Below are 16,229 nucleotides of genomic sequence, written 5' to 3' on the forward strand. Positions count from 1 at the left end.
ATACGACGATTGAACCGCTCACCTTACATCACTGATGCACCTAGCGTAAGCATGATTATGCTCAAGGTGCTGCTTGCGCTGGTACCGGGCATCATCGCTTACACTTGGGTCTATGGCGGTGGTATTTTAATTTCGCTCACGCTGGCCACAATCACCGCATTAATCACCGAAGCTGCTATTTTAAAAATTAGACAGCGTCCGATAGCGCCTAGCCTAGCAGACCTTAGTGCTGTGGTAACGGCATGGCTATTGGCACTAGCACTACCACCGCTCGCACCATGGTGGCTAGTGGTGGTAGGTACACTATTTGCGATTGCAATAGCTAAACAACTCTACGGCGGATTAGGCTACAACCCGTTTAACCCAGCCATGGTTGGCTACGCTGTACTATTAATCTCCTTTCCGGTAATCATGACCAAATGGCCAGCGCCACTAGCACTGGCAACAACACCATTAGCATGGACTGAACAATTTAGATTAATTTTTGGCAACATACTGCCCACTGGCGTGCCACTGGATGCCGTGACCTCGGCCACACCGCTGGACTACCTTAAAACTCAGCGCATGCTGCAGCAAGAAGTAACCACCATTTCACAAGCATCCATTTTTGGTCATTTTGGTGCAAAAGGAGGGGAGTGGGTCACTGCGGCGTATTTGCTCGGCGGCCTATATTTAGTGCAGCAACGCATTATCTCCTGGCATTTACCCACGGCATTTATCGCAGCCCTAGCGTTCATTTCCTTTATTTTTAATATCGCGCAACCTAGCCAATTTGCCGGCCCTGGCCTGCATTTAATGGCTGGTGCTACCATGCTGGGCGCGTTCTTTATTATTACCGATCCGGTCAGCGGCCCAACCACACCTAAAGGCAAACTATACTTTGCGGCAGGTGCAGGTGTACTCACTTATTTAATTCGCGTATATGGTGGCTATCCAGATGGCGTTGCATTTGCAGTATTAATCATGAATATGTGCGTGCCACTGATTGATGCGCACACCCAGCCGCGTGTATTTGGGCATAAGCGTTAATTCATCATCAACAGGCTGAAGAATGTCAGAAACCATTATTAAACACGCCATTAAAACAGCAGGCACGCTCACTGCATTTGCGCTAGTGGGAACGGCCATACTTGCTTATATATTCATCATCACGCGCGCGCCAATAGAGGCAAGTGAAGCCGAGGCACGCCTGGCTCTGTTTTCGCAGATTTTGCCGCATAACACTTACAACAATAATCTACTGAAGACAGAACTTACTATCCCGCCTAACCCCCTACTGGGGAACCGTGTTCCTAGTAAAGCCAATATTGCCAAATTAGGAGATGAAACTGTGGGCGTCATCCTAGAGGCAATTGCACACGATGGTTACGCTGGTGACATTAAGCTATTGCTGGCCATCCGTGCAGATGGCGCTATCAGCGGCGTACGCGTGCTCGCACACAAAGAAACACCGGGACTTGGTGATTATATAGAAATTGAACGCAATACCTGGATCACACAGTTTAGCAATGAATCTTTAACTAAAACCGTTGCCAAAGATTGGGCGGTGGTTAAAGATGGCGGCAAGTTCGAATACATGGCAGGTGCTACAATTACACCGCGCGCGGTCGTTAAAGCAGTGGCTAAGGCATTGCAGTTTTTTAATGAAAACAAACTCTTGTTATTAGAAAACAAAACTGCAGATAAAGTAGCGCAAAGTAAGGACGCGACATGAGCATCTATAAAGAAATTACCCTGAATGGGATCTGGAAGCAAAACCCGGGCGTAGTGCAATTATTGGGCTTGTGCCCAACGCTGGCCGTCACCACTAGTGTCGTCAACGGAGTCAGCCTTGGCTTAGCAACAGTATTGGTCATGGCGGCAGCCAATGGCACCATTTCCCCTGTGCGTAAATATGTTCCCAACGAAATTCGCGTACCTGTATTTATTTTAGTGATTGCAGCGTTAGTCACTGTGATTGATTTATCGATCAATGCGTTTGCACACCCACTGCATAAAGTGCTGGGGATATTTATCCCATTAATTGTAGTAAATTGCATCGTATTAGCACGCGTTGAGTCATTTGCTGCCAAAAATGCGCCAATACCATCGATTCTAGACGGATTTATGATGGGGATAGGCTTAACCTTAGTATTAGGATTGTTAGGCGGGATGCGCGAACTTGTAGGTAAAGGTACCTTATTCTCAGGCCTAGACCTTGTGTTTGGCCCAGCAGCCAAACAGTTTGTACTCACGATCATCCCGGATTATCACGGGTTCTTATTGGCAGTGTTACCACCAGGGGCATTTCTAGGCCTAGGCATGTTGATTGCGGCACGTAATTGGATGGATATTAGAAACAAAGCAAAATCAGCTGACGAGCATACAACTACATCTGCACTGCAACCAGCGCTCCACCCCTAACCTGTCAATACAACCTATGAATGCAGAAAAACGCTTAGAGATATTTAAACGCTTAAAGTTAGCCATCCCTAATCCAGCCACAGAACTAAATTACAGCACGACTTTTGAATTGCTGATTGCGGTAATGCTGTCAGCACAGGCCACGGATAAGAGCGTGAATCTAGCCACAGATAAGCTTTTTCCTATCGCCAACACGCCAGAAAGCATTTTGGCATTGGGACTTGAAAATTTAGAGCATTACATTAAAACCATCGGCTTGTACCACTCTAAAGCCAAAAATGTATTAGCTACCTGCCAAATATTGATACAAAAACACCAATCGCAAGTGCCACATTCGCGCAGCGCATTAGAGGCGTTGCCAGGCGTTGGCCGTAAAACTGCCAACGTGGTGTTAAATACAGCATTTGGTGAACCTACCATCGCTGTGGATACGCATTTATTTAGGCTGGGCAACCGCATCAAGCTCGCTACAGGCAAAACCGTGCTGGATGTAGAAAAAAAATACATTAAAACCATTCCGGCAGAGTTCATGCAGGATGCGCATCATCTGCTTATTTTACATGGGCGCTATGTCTGCACTGCACGCAAACCTAAGTGTGCAGAATGCTGCATAGAAGACCTATGCGAATATCAGGCCAAAGAATACTACCTGCCACCTAACGCTGGCGTCACCAAAGAATGAAAGTCGCCACCAGCATTGTATTGGGGCGTCAGGCACAGCCTGCACTTGCTGCGCAGGCCGTGAACAATGCCATGAGCAAAGCTGGAATCACTAGCGCCAACGCTGTGATACTGTTATTGACCTCAGAGTTTGCAAGCAACCCGCAAGCTGCTATTAAAGCCGCGGCCAAGGCTGCAGCTTGCACGCAAGTCACGGGTTGCTCGGCAACTGGCATCTTTACTGAAGAAGACTGGGTGTTGGATACGCCTGCAGCCGCAGCAATGGTGTTTGGCGGCGATATCAAGCTCGAGTTGGCACGCCACAACCATAACCTGCAGCCACTGTTGACGATTGCAGCACCGAGTGCAATTAATAGTACATGGCTCGACCACCACACGCGCTATGGCGGTATTTCTGGCGACGTTACCGGACAAGGGCCATTCTCGGTATGGCAAAATGCAAAAGGGGATGTAACAGGCCATATCGAGATGTTTATATCTGGAGTAAAGATGGCAACTCAGGCCGCGCATGGTTTAAGCTTGCTTAGCCCCCCCAAGCTGATACAGACCAGCCAGCAGTTTGATGTGCAGCAGCTAGGCAAACATAAAGCGCTTAGATCCTTACAAAAAGCTTGGGATAGCTACCGCAAGACACCAGAGCCCTTACCGCTACATTTAATCATGGCGGTATATGGTGATAGTGAAAAGGCGATTCTGCAGGGGAATTATCATCAAACCACGATTATCAGTTGTGACGAAGCTGACGGCAGCGTCACACTCGCACACACCTTGCCCGTGGGGCAATATTTAAGCTGGGCACTGCGTGATGCCAACAGCGCCCAAGCGGACATGCTGCTAGCGACAGACGCACTATCAACAGCGCTAGGCAGCACCCCAGACTTTGGCCTACTATTTTCCTGCCTAGGGAGAGGACCATACTTATACGATGGAGAAGACCTAGACCTAAAAGTCGTGACCAAGCGCTTCCCAAACATGCCATTATTAGGCTTTTATGGTAACGGTGAAATTGCCTGTATCAATGGGCAGAATCAGCTACTCCCCTACTCTACCGTTCTTTCATTATTTTCAGCGTTATAGCGCAATAGGTATTTTATGAGTTTATATAACCCGAGCCGCGACCAAGCCAGACAGTTTTTATTTGACGCATGGGCAAAGTTTAAACAACACGTCCAGCTCTCAGATTTAGAGAAAATTGCGATCGAGGTGATGCAAATGCACCCCGAATATCACACGATACTAGATGCGCCAGAGCGCTATATGCAGCAACAGTACTTTCCAGAAATGGGGGAAACCAATCCGTTTCTGCATTTAAGCCTGCATTTATCTGTGATTGAGCAAATATCCATCAATCAACCCATCGGCATTCATGGTATTTACGAACAGCTCAAACAAAAACATCAAGACCAACACCTTGCACAACACGATATCTTAGAATGCCTCGCCGAAACCATATGGCAATCACAGCGCAATAACACACCATTAGACTCTGCGCACTACCTGAGCCTATTACAACAAAGAGTGGCGGCTTGATATGCACAGCAATGTTCACGACTGGCTGAATGAACATGGGGATTACTTATATCGCTTTGCCCTAGCGCGATTAAAAGATACGCATCAGGCAGAGGACGCCGTACAAGAAACCATGCTCGCAGCAATTAAGCACAATAGTTTTGCAGGTGATTCATCAGTACGCACCTGGCTCACCGGCATACTCAAACATAAAGTAGTGGATATGCAGCGCAAGCTGATCCGTGAACAGCCGATATCAGACATTATTGATTTAGATGCTGGCGAAGAAAGCATGGATGACTTCTTTGACAAAACCGGGCATTGGCTAGACAAGCCGCAATCTTTTGACATGCCAGACCATGCGCTAGAGCAAAGCCAGTTTTTAAGTGTACTGGATGCTTGCATGCAAAAACTACCAAAGAAACTTAAAGCCATTTTTATGTTAAGAGACGTACATGAAATGGAGAATGAAAATATTTGTAAGGAACTCGATATTACGCCGACCAATGCTTGGGTAATGTTGTATAGAGCTAGGATGGTGTTAAGAAAATGTTTAGAGATGAACTGGGTTAAAGGCTAGGTGATGAATATGATGACCTGTAAACAAGCCAGCAAACTCATCTCGCAATCTCTGGACCGTCCGTTATCTTGGTCTGAACTTATGCAGTTAAAACTGCATCTCATGATTTGCGGTGCATGTAACCGATTCAAAAAACAATTGAATCTACTGCGTGTAGCACTGCAAAGCATCAGAACCAATATGGAAAACAATAGTGCTATTACGCTCCCATTAGCAGCAAAGGCGAGAATAATTGATCAGATAGAATCTGATCAGCAATCTCAGTAACTTTCGTTAATTGCAATTAGCGGTAACTCTTTAAATTAAAGGAAACGATAATGAACAAAACACAAAAAACCATTTCTCTTGCTATCGGTGGCGCATTAGCGCTTTCAGTTGCAGCAACCACAGTCAATGCGGCAGAAAACCCATTTACATTAAAAACGCTTGCTAATGGCTACCAAGTAGCTGATGCGCACGATGCAAAATCTGCCGATGGCAAATGTGGCACAGGTAAGTGTGGCACCGCTGAAAAAGCCAAAGAAATGAAAATGCAAGATGCAAAATGTGGCTCCAGCAAGACCAGCAGTGCAGAAAAAGCAAAAGAAGGCTCATGTGGCGGTGAGAAAGCCAAAGAGGGCTCTTGCGGCGGTGAGAAAAAATAAGCACCAGCAGATTGATATAGTGCATGATGAATCGTAGTCCAATTCATGGCGCAGGTCTGGGGTTGAAGCGTGAGCTGATACCCCAGATTCAGTCACTCGACAACCAAACATTAATTTCCAATCTCCAGTTTGTAGAAATAGCACCAGAAAATTGGATAGATGCGGGCAGCAAAGCAAGCAAACAGCTAGATTGGTTTGCAGCACGCTATCCTATCGTATGTCATGGTCTTTGCTTATCCCTAGGCGGCATCAGCCCGCTAAATATTGATTTCCTGCAACAAGTGAAGCAGTTCTTAAACCAGTATGACATTGATATCTACACTGAGCATTTAAGCTATTGCACAGATGGTTACCAAGGTAAGCAGGGCTATTTATACGACCTGTTACCCATCCCATTTACCGAAGAAGCTGTACATTATGTAGCAAAGCGCATTCGCCAAACCCAAGACATACTAGGCAGGCGCATCGGCATAGAGAACGCCTCGTTTTATGCGGCGGCTCCAATCTCAGAAATGAGCGAGCTAACCTTTCTTAACGCAGTGCTAAGTGAAGCAGATTGCCTGTTGCACCTGGATATTAATAACATATACGTCAACAGCGTGAATTTCAATTTTGATGCACCTTCATTCTTGCGTGGCATACCGCATGAGCGCATTATTTATAGCCATATCGCAGGGCACTATCAACAATCGCCAGATTTACTCATTGATACGCATGGTGAAGATGTCATCGACCCGGTTTGGGCGCTCTTAAAAGACGCTTACGACTTATTTGGCGTGTTCCCTACCTTACTAGAGCGCGATAGCAATATTCCAACGCTAGGCACCTTGATACATGAAGTGAACAAAATCGCTGATTTGCAGCGTCAGGCGATACCACGCCCCAGTAAGCTTGATGGAAATCGGCCTACACCTCTGACCATTTCAATCAGTTAACCATCATGACCAACGAACTGCCCAGCTTTCAGCAATATCAATTAGCCTTTACTGCACGCTTACGCGACACACGCAACCAACCGATTCCGGTGGGGGTTGCGCCTGAACGCATGGCAATTTATGACGAAATTGTATTTAACAATCTGTTGGAATCTGTCTCTGCATGTTTTCCAGTCGCACGTAAGACCATCGGTAAAGCTGACTGGCTAAAGTTGGTACGAGCTTTTTTAAAAGAGCACGCTGCAGATTCGCCACTATTCCGCAAAATTCCAGAAGAGTTCTTAGCCTTTTTGCAGCACACCAATCTGGCGTTGCCACCTTATTTGCAGGCGCTATGCCACTATGAATGGATAGAGCTTTACCTGAGTGCCTTACCCGCACCCAATCATCAAGATGTAGACATACATGGTGATATAGCGCGCCAAGTTTTAATATTTACACAGACTATGCAGCTGCTGGCGTACGACTACGCCGTGCACAAGATATCCCCTAGACATAAACCTAAGGATAAAGCGCCCACGTCTCTGCTGGTACACCGTGATATAAACGACAAAATTAAATTTATCGAGCTAAATCCGATGACATTTAAATTGATTACGCTATTAAAATCTGGAGAGTTGACTGCACAACAAGCACTAAACATGCTTGCGGATGAATTAAAACACCCCCAACCACAAATCATCATGCAATTTGGATTAGGAGTTTTACTAGACTTGAAAAACCAAGGAATTATTCTTGGTACAGCACCACAGGTATGATCATCGACGCCTGCCGAAGAACATACCATTGCCCTTATTTAATCGAAACTAACGGTCTCGCCCTGGCGCGTTTCTAACACAGAAAGCAAGCTCTGCTGCTCAGATGGGTGCATATCCCACCACCCCTTAATTTCTGGAATGGTACGATAACATCCATGGCAAAAGCCTGTTGTTTCATCAATGCTACAAACCCCGATACAAGGGGATTGCACTTCTACTGTATTGTCTGACATTGCTAACCCTATTCTTAACTTAATACGCCATGGCACTGCTTGTATTTTTTACCCGAACCGCATGGGCATAGGTCATTACGGCCTACTTTAACGCCATCACGCACCATCGGCTGCTGCGCAGCAACATTCGTCTCAGCGGCATCTGATGTATCACCTGCCAGCGCTTCTGCATAGTCTGCATGTTGGTATTGTACGTTTTCAACTTCTACTGGTCTTTCCACCGCCTCAACATCCGCCTCAGTTTTCACCTGTACCAACATAGTCACTTTGGTTACTTCTGTTTTGATGATATTGAGCAAGCCTTCAAAGAGTTCAAATGCCTCACGTTTATATTCCTGTTTAGGATTTTTCTGTGCATAAGAACGTAAATGAATTCCTTGGCGCAGATGGTCCAACGCAGCCAAATGTTCACGCCAGTGGTTATCTAGACTTTGCAACATCACTGAACGTTCAAACTGACGCAAGATATCTGGGCTAGCCAAATCTTCTTTTGCTTGATACGCCGCATTGGCCGCTGCAAGGATGCGCTCACGCAATGTTTCTTCGTGCAGGTCGGGGTTCTCTTCCAACATTTTCTGCAATGGAACCTCTAACCCAAGATCAGCCTTCAACTCACGCTCTAACGCTGGCACATCCCACAGTTCTTCCACGCTATCAGGCGGAATATGGGTAGCCACCATGGTCACAATCACGTCTTCACGCATGGCTTTAATGGTTTCACCGACATCCGCAGCTTCTAGCAGCTCATTGCGTTGCTCGTAAATTACTTTACGTTGGTCATTCGATACATCATCAAACTCTAATAATTGCTTACGAATGTCAAAGTTACGGCCTTCAACCTTACGTTGTGCGTTTTCAATCGCACGCGTGACCCAAGGATGCTCAATAGCCTCGCCATCCGGCATATTCAGCTTGCCCATAATCGCTGAAACGCGATCAGAAGCAAAGATTCTTAGTAATTGGTCTTCTAAAGATAAATAGAAGCGGCTAGAGCCCACGTCACCTTGGCGACCTGAACGTCCACGTAGTTGATTATCTACACGACGTGATTCATGGCGTTCGGTACCTACGATATGTAAACCACCGGCTGCCAACACAGCATCATGCACCTGCTGCCAAGCAGCTTTAATCTCGGCCACGCGGCTTTCTTTTTGCGCAGCGGTCAATGACTCATCATCATGCACTGCAGCGATTTCAGGCTCAGGATTACCACCCAACACAATATCGGTACCGCGGCCTGCCATATTGGTAGCAATGGTAATTACACCCGGACGCCCTGCTTGTACAATAATATGTGCTTCACGCTCATGTTGCTTCGCGTTTAATACCTGATGTTCCAGATTAGCCTCAGTCAATAATTTAGAAATCAGCTCGGAGTTCTCAATTGAGGTCGTACCCACCAACACTGGCTGTCCGCGGCTTTGGCAATCTTTAATATCTAAAATTACCGCCTCGTATTTCTCACGTGAGGTTCTGTACACTTTATCCATTGCATCCTTACGTTGCATCGGGCGATGTGTAGGAATCACAACGGTTTCTAGGCCATAAATCTGGTTAAATTCGTAAGCTTCGGTATCGGCAGTACCTGTCATCCCAGACAGCTTGTTGTACATACGGAAGTAATTCTGGAAAGTAATGGATGCCAGCGTTTGGTTTTCTTTTTGAATCTCAACGCCTTCTTTAGCCTCAACGGCTTGGTGCAGACCATCAGACCAGCGGCGGCCAGCCATCATACGGCCAGTAAACTCATCCACAATCACGATTTCACCATCACGCACAACATAGTGCTGGTCGCGATGGTAAAGGTTACGTGCACGTAGCGAAGCATATAGATGATGCACTAAAGTAATATTAGATGCCTCATATAAACTTGAGCCTTCAGCTAATAAACCAGCCTCGGCCAACACCGCCTCAGCATGCTCATGGCCTTGTTCAGACATCACCACATTCTGTGCTTTTTCATCCACCCAGAAGTCGCCTTCGCCTTCTTCCTCTTTTTGCGGAATCAGTTTGGCAGCCACTTCATTGATTTGCGTATACAGGGCAACGCTATCATCTGCCTGACCTGAAATAATCAGCGGCGTACGTGCTTCGTCAATTAAAATCGAATCTACTTCATCGATCAATGCATAGTTCAACCCACGTTGCACGCGCTCTTCACGGCTATACACCATGTTGTCACGCAGGTAGTCAAAACCAAACTCGTTATTGGTACCGTAAGTAATGTCTGCCGCATAAGCTGCACGTTTAGCTTCATTAGGCATTTGCGATAAGTTAATACCGATTGATAATCCTAAAAAGTTATAAAGCTTACCCATCCACTCCGCGTCACGCTTTGCTAGGTAATCATTCACTGTAATGACATGTACGCCTTTACCAGTGATCGCATTCAGGTAGGTAGGCAAAGTTGCTACCAAGGTTTTACCTTCACCAGTACGCATTTCAGAAATTTTGCCAGCGTTCAGCACCATCCCGCCGATGAGCTGTACATCAAAGTGGCGCATCCCTAAAGCACGGCGACCGCCTTCGCGTACCACAGCAAATGCTTCTGGAAGCAATTTTTCCAAAGATTCGCCATTGGCAAAACGTTGCTTAAACTCCTCTGTTTTCGCGCGTAGGCCATCATCACTCAACGCCTGCATTGCAGGCTCTAATGCATTAATTTGCTCTACTTTCTGTGCATATTGCTTAACCAGCCTATCGTTACGGCTACCGAATAATTTTTTGAACAACGTAGATATCATGAAATGAAATACTTTCCGCTAGAGGATAAACAACTTTAAATTGAGTAAAGATTGAAGTTAAGTGTGAGATTGTAAACTCGAAATGCCTGACAGGTAATAAATCATAAGGTATTAAGTGGGGTTTATTTTTACTATTTCAATAGTTAGCGCGATGCACTAAGATATTTTCTTGGGTCTAACGGGTTACCATTTAACCTGATTTCATAATGCAAATGCGGTCCGGTTGAGCGCCCGGTACTTCCCACCTCGGCAATAACTTGTCCTTTTGCCACACGCTGCCCCACAGTCACCAGCAACTTGGAAGCATGAGCATAACGTGTTTCCAAGCCAGAGCCATGGTCAATCTTGACAATTTTACCATAATCAGGGGTCTGCTCTGCCGTTGAGACAATACCGCCAGCGGCAGCGTAAATCGCAGTACCGGTTGCTGCAGTAAAATCCAAGCCTTCATGAAAAGCTTTACTGCCATTAAAAGGGTCTAAACGCCAGCCAAAACTAGACGAATTAAATGCGGCATCCACTGGGCTACTGTTTGGTAAAGTGTTTTTTAACACACTTTGCTGTAGCAGCTTTGCTTCGATATCGCTTAAATATTCGGTTTTAAGCTCGATTTTCGCCATCAAGTCGGCAATCTTAGCTTGCAGCTCCGCTTCGGACAACGGCGCACTTTGCACTAACGGCCCACCCTGATTAGCGCCGATTGAGGCATTTACTACAGGGTTAGCAAGTGCTGAATCAAGGCTGGAAGTCGGTGAGTAATTTGGTTTAGGAGTGATGCTGGGTTCAACTTTATTATTGCGTATGTTTTTCTTCTCACCTGCCAGCTTGGCCAGACGCTCGCTTTGCGCGTCCAAACGCATCATACGTGCCTGCATTTCACCTAACTGCACTGCGTAAGCATCCAGATGTTTTTGTGGATTATTGAAAGAAAAACGTAAATGATGTGGAATCAGTGACTTTACGCCCTTCTGTGCAGACGGCTCCTGTGGCACAATGAACATAAGCATGAACATGACTGGCAACATTACTAGTGCAAACACGATCATACTGACTTGCAGTATAGACAGCGTTTTGGCTTTTGCCATATTGTTTGAGACTAAAATGATATTCATACTACCCCTAATCCCTGCCAGTCACTTATAAAAGCACTTAACTACAAGCACTATGCAAAGATTTAATACATTACTTAAGCAGCCTGAGTTAAACGAGCTGAATCAACGCACCCTGGAAGCACAGGCTTCGCAAAAACTTTGGGCGGAGATTGCGCCTGACGGCATGGCAAATTATAGCCATATCAGCGGCATCAAAAACAAACAATTTACCGTGTATGCAAACAACAACGCGGTGGCTGCGAAAATTAAACTTTTAATTCCTAGCTTATTGATTAAGCTAGAAAAGCAAGGGTACGAAGTTACTGCAATTCGCATAAAAGTGCAAGCAAAATCTAACCCGCTACCCACGCCAAAATCCACAAAATCACTGAGTTCAGAGGCCATTAGTCAGCTGCAAAAACTAGAACTAAGACTATCTGGCACTACCTTAGGTGACTCACTCACCAAGCTCCTCAAGAACGCAAACAAGTAACTGGGCACGCTACAATCAATCGTTAGCAAGTACTGCTATTGTTGACCTAGCCTAATAGTGCAATAATGAAGTCATGTTACATTTTATTTACAAATTTTAAGGAGCACTAAACCTCAACTTAAGCTTTATCTGCCACAGATGTTTAGCACTTGGTTTCGTTTTCACACTAGTTTTATTTTGCAGTTTTAATAAAAATTTAGATAGGGAGAAGTCATGTCAGTCGAACTAATGATTGCCATAGGGGCCGCGTTATTAGCGGTACTGTACGGCGCAGTAATGAGTAAGTGGATTACAGGTTTACCTGCTGGCAATGCACGTATGCAAGAAATTGCCAGTGCAATTCAACAAGGGGCAGCCGCATACCTTGCCCGCCAATACAAAACCATCACCATCGTTGGTATCGTCCTAGCCGTTTTAATTGGTATATTCCTAAACATCACCACCGCCATTGGCTTTGTGATAGGTGCAGTGCTATCGGGCGCATGTGGCTTTATCGGCATGAACGTCTCGGTCAAGGCCAATGTACGCACTGCCCAAGCGGCTACTAACGGCATTGCCCCTGCGCTTAATGTAGCATTTAATGGCGGCGCAATTACAGGCATGCTGGTAGTAGGCCTAGGCTTATTAGGTGTGACTGGCTTTTATGCTTATCTGGGCGGGGAGGCAGCGACCAATCTGAACCCCTTAATCGGCTTGGCGTTTGGTTCGTCGCTTATCTCAATTTTTGCCCGTTTAGGCGGCGGTATTTTTACCAAAGGTGCGGATGTTGGTGCCGACCTGGTAGGTAAAGTGGAAGCCGGCATCCCGGAAGATGACCCACGCAACCCGGCGGTAATTGCCGATAACGTAGGGGATAATGTGGGCGACTGTGCTGGCATGGCAGCTGACTTGTTCGAAACCTACGCTGTAACCTTGATTGCAACAATGGTACTAGGTAGCTTACTGCTCACCAGCGCAGGCGCTAATGGCGTCATTTACCCACTGATGTTGGGCGCAGTTTCTATTGTGGCATCTATTATTGGCTGCTTCTTTGTCAAAGCCTCCCCTGGCATGAAAAACGTCATGCCAGCGCTTTACAAAGGCTTAGCGGTAGCTGGCCTACTATCACTGATTGCCTTTTACTTTGTCACCACCAAAATGTTCCCAAATGGCGTGACTGCTGGCGAGCTAGCTATTTCTGCCAATCAACTATTCGGCGCTTGTGCTGTTGGTTTAGTACTAACCGCCGCTTTGGTGTGGATTACTGAATACTACACTGGTACGGATTACGCACCGGTTAGGCATGTGGCACAAGCCTCTACTACCGGCCACGCAACCAACATTATTGCCGGTATTGGTATTTCCATGAAATCTACCGCATTACCTGTTATTTCGGTATGTGTGGCCATCTACACCTCATACCATTTAGCCGGTTTGTATGGCGTTGCAACTGCGGCAACGGCAATGCTGAGCATGGCAGGCATAGTGGTAGCGCTAGATGCCTATGGCCCCATTACCGATAACGCTGGCGGTATTGCAGAAATGGCCGAATTACCTAGTAGCGTGCGTGATGTGACTGACCCATTGGACGCCGTAGGTAACACCACCAAAGCCGTCACTAAAGGCTACGCCATTGGCTCAGCCGGTTTGGCTGCGTTAGTGCTATTTGCTGACTACACGCACAAACTGGAAGGCGCAGGCATTGCGGTCAAATTTGATTTAAGTGACCCAATGGTGATTATTGGTTTATTTATTGGTGGTTTGATTCCGTTCCTGTTTGCGGCGATGGCAATGGAGGCTGTAGGTCGTGCCGCAGGTGCCGTAGTTGAAGAAGTTCGCCGCCAATTCCGTGACATCAAAGGCATTATGGAGGGCACGGCAAAACCAGAATACGGTAAAGCAGTAGACATGCTCACCACCGCTGCAATCAAGGAAATGATGATTCCTTCACTGTTACCAGTGGCTGTACCGGTGGTCGTAGGCTTGACACTCGGCCCGGTCGCCCTTGGCGGTTTACTCATGGGAACCATTGTGACCGGTTTGTTTGTTGCAATCTCCATGTGTACCGGTGGTGGCGCTTGGGATAACGCCAAAAAATATATTGAGGATGGCAATCATGGCGGCAAAGGCTCTGAAGCGCACAAAGCCGCGGTGACCGGTGATACAGTGGGTGACCCATACAAAGATACCGCAGGCCCTGCCGTGAATCCATTGATTAAAATTATCAATATCGTGGCATTGCTGATAGTACCTTTACTATAAACACCAACGCACAGAGGGCGGCTTAGGCCGCCTTTTTATTCGCCTTATTAGTTTACGAGCATTACAGAAATGGATAGAGCAGCAGCAATTTAAACATATCCAAACTTACGTTATACAATAACACTACGTTTAACTTTAAGTGAAGAACCCTTCATGCGACACTCAGAATTTCACCGCTCACACCTTATCGGATGGCTGCGCGCTGCGGTACTCGGAGCGAATGATGGCATCATCTCTACCGCCAGTTTAATCATAGGCGTGGCATCGGCTGGCGTATCGAACAGCAGCATAGTCATTACCGGTGTTGCTTGCTTAGTTTCAGGATCAATGTCGATGGCGGCAGGTGAGTATGTTTCTGTGAGCTCGCAAGCCGACACTGAAACAGCAGACCTAGCGCGGGAACGCTTAGAATTAGCCAGCGACCACGAAAGCGAACTAAAAGAACTTACGGGCATTTATATCAACCGCGGCTTAACACCAGAGCTGGCGCATCAGGTAGCCGTGCAACTCACCCATCATGATGCCTTGGGCGCACATGCCAGAGATGAGCTTGGCATTACCGAAACCATGAACGCGCGCCCGATGCAGGCAGCGCTGGCCTCTGCCGCAACCTTTGCAGTCGGCGCTTTATTACCGCTACTGGTCACTTATTTTTCACCTGTAGCTAGTACCACACTGTACGTAGGCACATCCTCCCTTCTATTCTTGGCAATACTAGGCGGGCTAGCGGCACAGGCTGGTGGTGCTAATATTATGGTAGGCGTGGCGCGAGTCGCCTTTTGGGGAGTGGTAGCCATGGCTGCCACGGCCATTGTGGGTAAACTATTTGGCGTGGTGACGGCTTAGCCTTTTAATATCAGAATCGTCTAAAACCATACCTTAAATGCAAAAAAGGCAGCTTACGCTGCCTTTTTTTATTTAAACCTATGTTAATTAAAACGCTGGCTTAACTTGTGCATTATTGTAATTCTCTACACTGTTCAGGATTTCTTGTTTAGCGGCTTCGATATCGCCCCAGCCATTAATCTTAACCCATTTGCCTTTATCTAAATCTTTGTAATGCTCAAAGAAGTGAGCGATCATGTTCAAACGCCATTCTGATACATCAGTATGTGCTTTCAAATGACCATATAAACCACAAACTTTATCGACAGGCACTGCCAACACTTTTGCGTCCATACCTGCTTCATCTTCCATCAGCAGCACACCTAATGGACGGCAACGCACAACCACACCAGGAATCAACGGCACAGGTGTCATCACCAATACGTCAACAGGGTCGCCATCATCTGACAATGTGTGCGGCACGTAACCATAGTTGGTTGGGTATTGCATTGCAGTACCCATGAAGCGATCAACAAAGATTGCTCCGCTCTCTTTATCTACTTCATATTTTACTGGATCACCCTGCATTGGAATCTCAATAATTACATTGAAATCGTTAGGGACATCTTTACCGGTTGGCACTTGGTTTAATGACATGGTCTATTCCTAAATATAAATACTACTAATGAATTTTTGTAGGCGCAATTATAGCAAGCCCACAATAAACGCACAGAAAAAAGTCGTAACAAAGTGTAGTGGCGCCTAAATCTCTTTTGCCATGGCTGCTGCGTGTTGCACTTGCTCTCGGCAGGCCAGTACTACACTGTGAGGAATTAATAACAAGGCAAAGTACAATAAAGCTGGAATAATCACCAACTCATCAAGCTGACCTAATATTGGGATAAAGTCTGGGATTAAATCAAACGGCAGTAATAAATAACCCACAGCCAGCCATAGCAAGCATTTTGCCAGCCAAGGAGTTTGTGGGTGCTTTAGTACCAAACGATAAACAGCTAGCTCTTGCTTGAGCTGCTTGGCCAATGATTTCAGTTTTTCTAACACGTTACAAATACAGTGATTGACTAAAAGTAA

At 46.2% G+C, this 16,229-nt stretch carries 19 protein-coding genes; 14 read left to right on the forward strand and 5 right to left on the reverse strand.

The window, feature by feature from the left end:
- The first annotated feature begins 9 nt into the window (after nt 1-9).
- From rsxD to C3Y98_RS10770, 11 genes are read left to right on the forward strand one after another with little or no spacing between them, the layout of a single operon-like run.
- Nucleotides 10-1,029, forward strand: coding sequence for an electron transport complex subunit RsxD (gene rsxD, locus C3Y98_RS10720; RefSeq protein WP_135278589.1), 1,020 nt, complete (start codon nt 10-12; stop codon nt 1,027-1,029).
- A gap of 22 nt (nt 1,030-1,051) precedes the next feature.
- A complete protein-coding gene (gene rsxG, locus C3Y98_RS10725) occupies nt 1,052-1,714 on the forward strand; it encodes an electron transport complex subunit RsxG (protein WP_135278590.1) in 663 nt (220 codons plus the stop codon).
- On the forward strand, nt 1,711-2,403 hold the full coding sequence (locus C3Y98_RS10730) for an electron transport complex subunit E (RefSeq protein ID WP_135278591.1): 693 nt from the start codon (nt 1,711-1,713) through the stop codon (nt 2,401-2,403). The genes rsxG and C3Y98_RS10730 overlap by 4 nt, the downstream gene beginning before the upstream one ends.
- 16 nt (nt 2,404-2,419) lie before the next feature.
- Complete coding sequence (nth, locus tag C3Y98_RS10735) at nt 2,420-3,085, forward strand: endonuclease III (RefSeq protein WP_135278592.1); 666 nt, start codon at nt 2,420-2,422, stop codon at nt 3,083-3,085.
- The gene (locus C3Y98_RS10740; RefSeq protein WP_135278593.1) at nt 3,082-4,161 is read left to right on the forward strand and encodes an FIST C-terminal domain-containing protein; all 1,080 of its coding nucleotides are present in this window, start codon (nt 3,082-3,084) and stop codon (nt 4,159-4,161) included. The genes nth and C3Y98_RS10740 overlap by 4 nt, the downstream gene beginning before the upstream one ends.
- 15 nt (nt 4,162-4,176) lie before the next feature.
- Nucleotides 4,177-4,614 (forward strand): DUF1841 family protein, encoded by a 438-nt coding sequence (locus tag C3Y98_RS10745; protein ID WP_135278594.1) that lies wholly within the window; start codon nt 4,177-4,179, stop codon nt 4,612-4,614.
- Nucleotide 4,615: 1 nt separating this feature from the next.
- Nucleotides 4,616-5,173, forward strand: a complete 558-nt coding sequence (locus C3Y98_RS10750) for a sigma-70 family RNA polymerase sigma factor (RefSeq protein ID WP_135278595.1) — start codon at nt 4,616-4,618, stop codon at nt 5,171-5,173.
- A gap of 9 nt (nt 5,174-5,182) precedes the next feature.
- Entirely contained in the window at nt 5,183-5,440 is a 258-nt protein-coding gene (locus C3Y98_RS10755) for a zf-HC2 domain-containing protein (protein ID WP_135278596.1), read from the forward strand.
- 50 nt (nt 5,441-5,490) lie between these two features.
- Entirely contained in the window at nt 5,491-5,817 is a 327-nt protein-coding gene (locus C3Y98_RS10760) for an HvfA family oxazolone/thioamide-modified RiPP metallophore (RefSeq protein WP_135278597.1), read from the forward strand.
- 23 nt (nt 5,818-5,840) lie between these two features.
- A complete protein-coding gene (locus tag C3Y98_RS10765; protein WP_135278598.1) occupies nt 5,841-6,752 on the forward strand; it encodes an HvfB family MNIO-type RiPP peptide maturase in 912 nt (303 codons plus the stop codon).
- A gap of 5 nt (nt 6,753-6,757) precedes the next feature.
- The gene (locus tag C3Y98_RS10770; RefSeq protein ID WP_135278599.1) at nt 6,758-7,510 is read left to right on the forward strand and encodes an HvfC family RiPP maturation protein; all 753 of its coding nucleotides are present in this window, start codon (nt 6,758-6,760) and stop codon (nt 7,508-7,510) included.
- 38 nt (nt 7,511-7,548) lie between these two features.
- Here C3Y98_RS10770 and C3Y98_RS10775 read toward each other — a convergent pair whose 3' ends face one another.
- The 3 genes from C3Y98_RS10775 to C3Y98_RS10785 all read right to left on the reverse strand — a co-directional run bounded on the left by C3Y98_RS10775 (nt 7,549) and on the right by C3Y98_RS10785 (nt 11,599).
- A complete protein-coding gene (locus tag C3Y98_RS10775; protein ID WP_135278600.1) occupies nt 7,549-7,743 on the reverse strand; it encodes a DUF1289 domain-containing protein in 195 nt (64 codons plus the stop codon).
- Nucleotides 7,744-7,757: 14 nt separating this feature from the next.
- Nucleotides 7,758-10,487 carry a preprotein translocase subunit SecA gene (gene secA / locus C3Y98_RS10780; protein WP_135278601.1) on the reverse strand — a complete coding sequence of 910 codons (2,730 nt, stop codon included), beginning with the start codon at nt 10,485-10,487 and terminating at the stop codon, nt 7,758-7,760.
- A gap of 143 nt (nt 10,488-10,630) precedes the next feature.
- Complete coding sequence (locus C3Y98_RS10785; protein ID WP_135278602.1) at nt 10,631-11,599, reverse strand: M23 family metallopeptidase; 969 nt, start codon at nt 11,597-11,599, stop codon at nt 10,631-10,633.
- Nucleotides 11,600-11,651: 52 nt separating this feature from the next.
- On the opposite strand from C3Y98_RS10785, the gene C3Y98_RS10790 reads away from it, so the two are divergent.
- The 3 genes from C3Y98_RS10790 to C3Y98_RS10800 all read left to right on the forward strand — a co-directional run bounded on the left by C3Y98_RS10790 (nt 11,652) and on the right by C3Y98_RS10800 (nt 15,158).
- Nucleotides 11,652-12,071 (forward strand): DciA family protein, encoded by a 420-nt coding sequence (locus C3Y98_RS10790; protein WP_135278603.1) that lies wholly within the window; start codon nt 11,652-11,654, stop codon nt 12,069-12,071.
- Nucleotides 12,072-12,284: 213 nt separating this feature from the next.
- Nucleotides 12,285-14,312 (forward strand): sodium-translocating pyrophosphatase, encoded by a 2,028-nt coding sequence (locus C3Y98_RS10795; protein ID WP_135278604.1) that lies wholly within the window; start codon nt 12,285-12,287, stop codon nt 14,310-14,312.
- Between the two features lie 153 nt (nt 14,313-14,465).
- A complete protein-coding gene (locus C3Y98_RS10800; protein WP_135278605.1) occupies nt 14,466-15,158 on the forward strand; it encodes a VIT1/CCC1 transporter family protein in 693 nt (230 codons plus the stop codon).
- An 87-nt stretch (nt 15,159-15,245) separates the two neighbouring features.
- Here C3Y98_RS10800 and ppa read toward each other — a convergent pair whose 3' ends face one another.
- Both ppa and C3Y98_RS10810 read right to left on the reverse strand, forming a co-directional pair.
- Nucleotides 15,246-15,794 carry an inorganic diphosphatase gene (gene ppa / locus C3Y98_RS10805; protein ID WP_135278606.1) on the reverse strand — a complete coding sequence of 183 codons (549 nt, stop codon included), beginning with the start codon at nt 15,792-15,794 and terminating at the stop codon, nt 15,246-15,248.
- A gap of 105 nt (nt 15,795-15,899) precedes the next feature.
- Nucleotides 15,900-16,199 carry a YkvA family protein gene (locus C3Y98_RS10810; RefSeq protein WP_135278607.1) on the reverse strand — a complete coding sequence of 100 codons (300 nt, stop codon included), beginning with the start codon at nt 16,197-16,199 and terminating at the stop codon, nt 15,900-15,902.
- Nucleotides 16,200-16,229: the final 30 nt, after the last annotated feature.

This window comes from Methylotenera oryzisoli (assembly GCF_004661485.1).
Classification (GTDB): domain Bacteria; phylum Pseudomonadota; class Gammaproteobacteria; order Burkholderiales; family Methylophilaceae; genus Methylotenera; species Methylotenera oryzisoli.

Coding starts and splice junctions, on each gene's coding strand:
- C3Y98_RS10790 (WP_135278603.1), top strand. CDS start 11,652: ATGCAAAGATTTAATACATTACTTAAGCAGCCTGAGTTAAACGAGCTG.
- C3Y98_RS10760 (WP_135278597.1), top strand. CDS start 5,491: ATGAACAAAACACAAAAAACCATTTCTCTTGCTATCGGTGGCGCATTA.
- C3Y98_RS10785 (WP_135278602.1), bottom strand. CDS start 11,599: ATGAATATCATTTTAGTCTCAAACAATATGGCAAAAGCCAAAACGCTG.
- C3Y98_RS10755 (WP_135278596.1), top strand. CDS start 5,183: ATGATGACCTGTAAACAAGCCAGCAAACTCATCTCGCAATCTCTGGAC.
- C3Y98_RS10730 (WP_135278591.1), top strand. CDS start 1,711: ATGAGCATCTATAAAGAAATTACCCTGAATGGGATCTGGAAGCAAAAC.
- C3Y98_RS10800 (WP_135278605.1), top strand. CDS start 14,466: ATGCGACACTCAGAATTTCACCGCTCACACCTTATCGGATGGCTGCGC.
- C3Y98_RS10750 (WP_135278595.1), top strand. CDS start 4,616: ATGCACAGCAATGTTCACGACTGGCTGAATGAACATGGGGATTACTTA.
- C3Y98_RS10770 (WP_135278599.1), top strand. CDS start 6,758: ATGACCAACGAACTGCCCAGCTTTCAGCAATATCAATTAGCCTTTACT.
- nth (WP_135278592.1), top strand. CDS start 2,420: ATGAATGCAGAAAAACGCTTAGAGATATTTAAACGCTTAAAGTTAGCC.
- C3Y98_RS10795 (WP_135278604.1), top strand. CDS start 12,285: ATGTCAGTCGAACTAATGATTGCCATAGGGGCCGCGTTATTAGCGGTA.
- ppa (WP_135278606.1), bottom strand. CDS start 15,794: ATGTCATTAAACCAAGTGCCAACCGGTAAAGATGTCCCTAACGATTTC.
- C3Y98_RS10775 (WP_135278600.1), bottom strand. CDS start 7,743: ATGTCAGACAATACAGTAGAAGTGCAATCCCCTTGTATCGGGGTTTGT.
- C3Y98_RS10765 (WP_135278598.1), top strand. CDS start 5,841: ATGATGAATCGTAGTCCAATTCATGGCGCAGGTCTGGGGTTGAAGCGT.
- secA (WP_135278601.1), bottom strand. CDS start 10,487: ATGATATCTACGTTGTTCAAAAAATTATTCGGTAGCCGTAACGATAGG.
- C3Y98_RS10745 (WP_135278594.1), top strand. CDS start 4,177: ATGAGTTTATATAACCCGAGCCGCGACCAAGCCAGACAGTTTTTATTT.
- C3Y98_RS10740 (WP_135278593.1), top strand. CDS start 3,082: ATGAAAGTCGCCACCAGCATTGTATTGGGGCGTCAGGCACAGCCTGCA.
- rsxG (WP_135278590.1), top strand. CDS start 1,052: ATGTCAGAAACCATTATTAAACACGCCATTAAAACAGCAGGCACGCTC.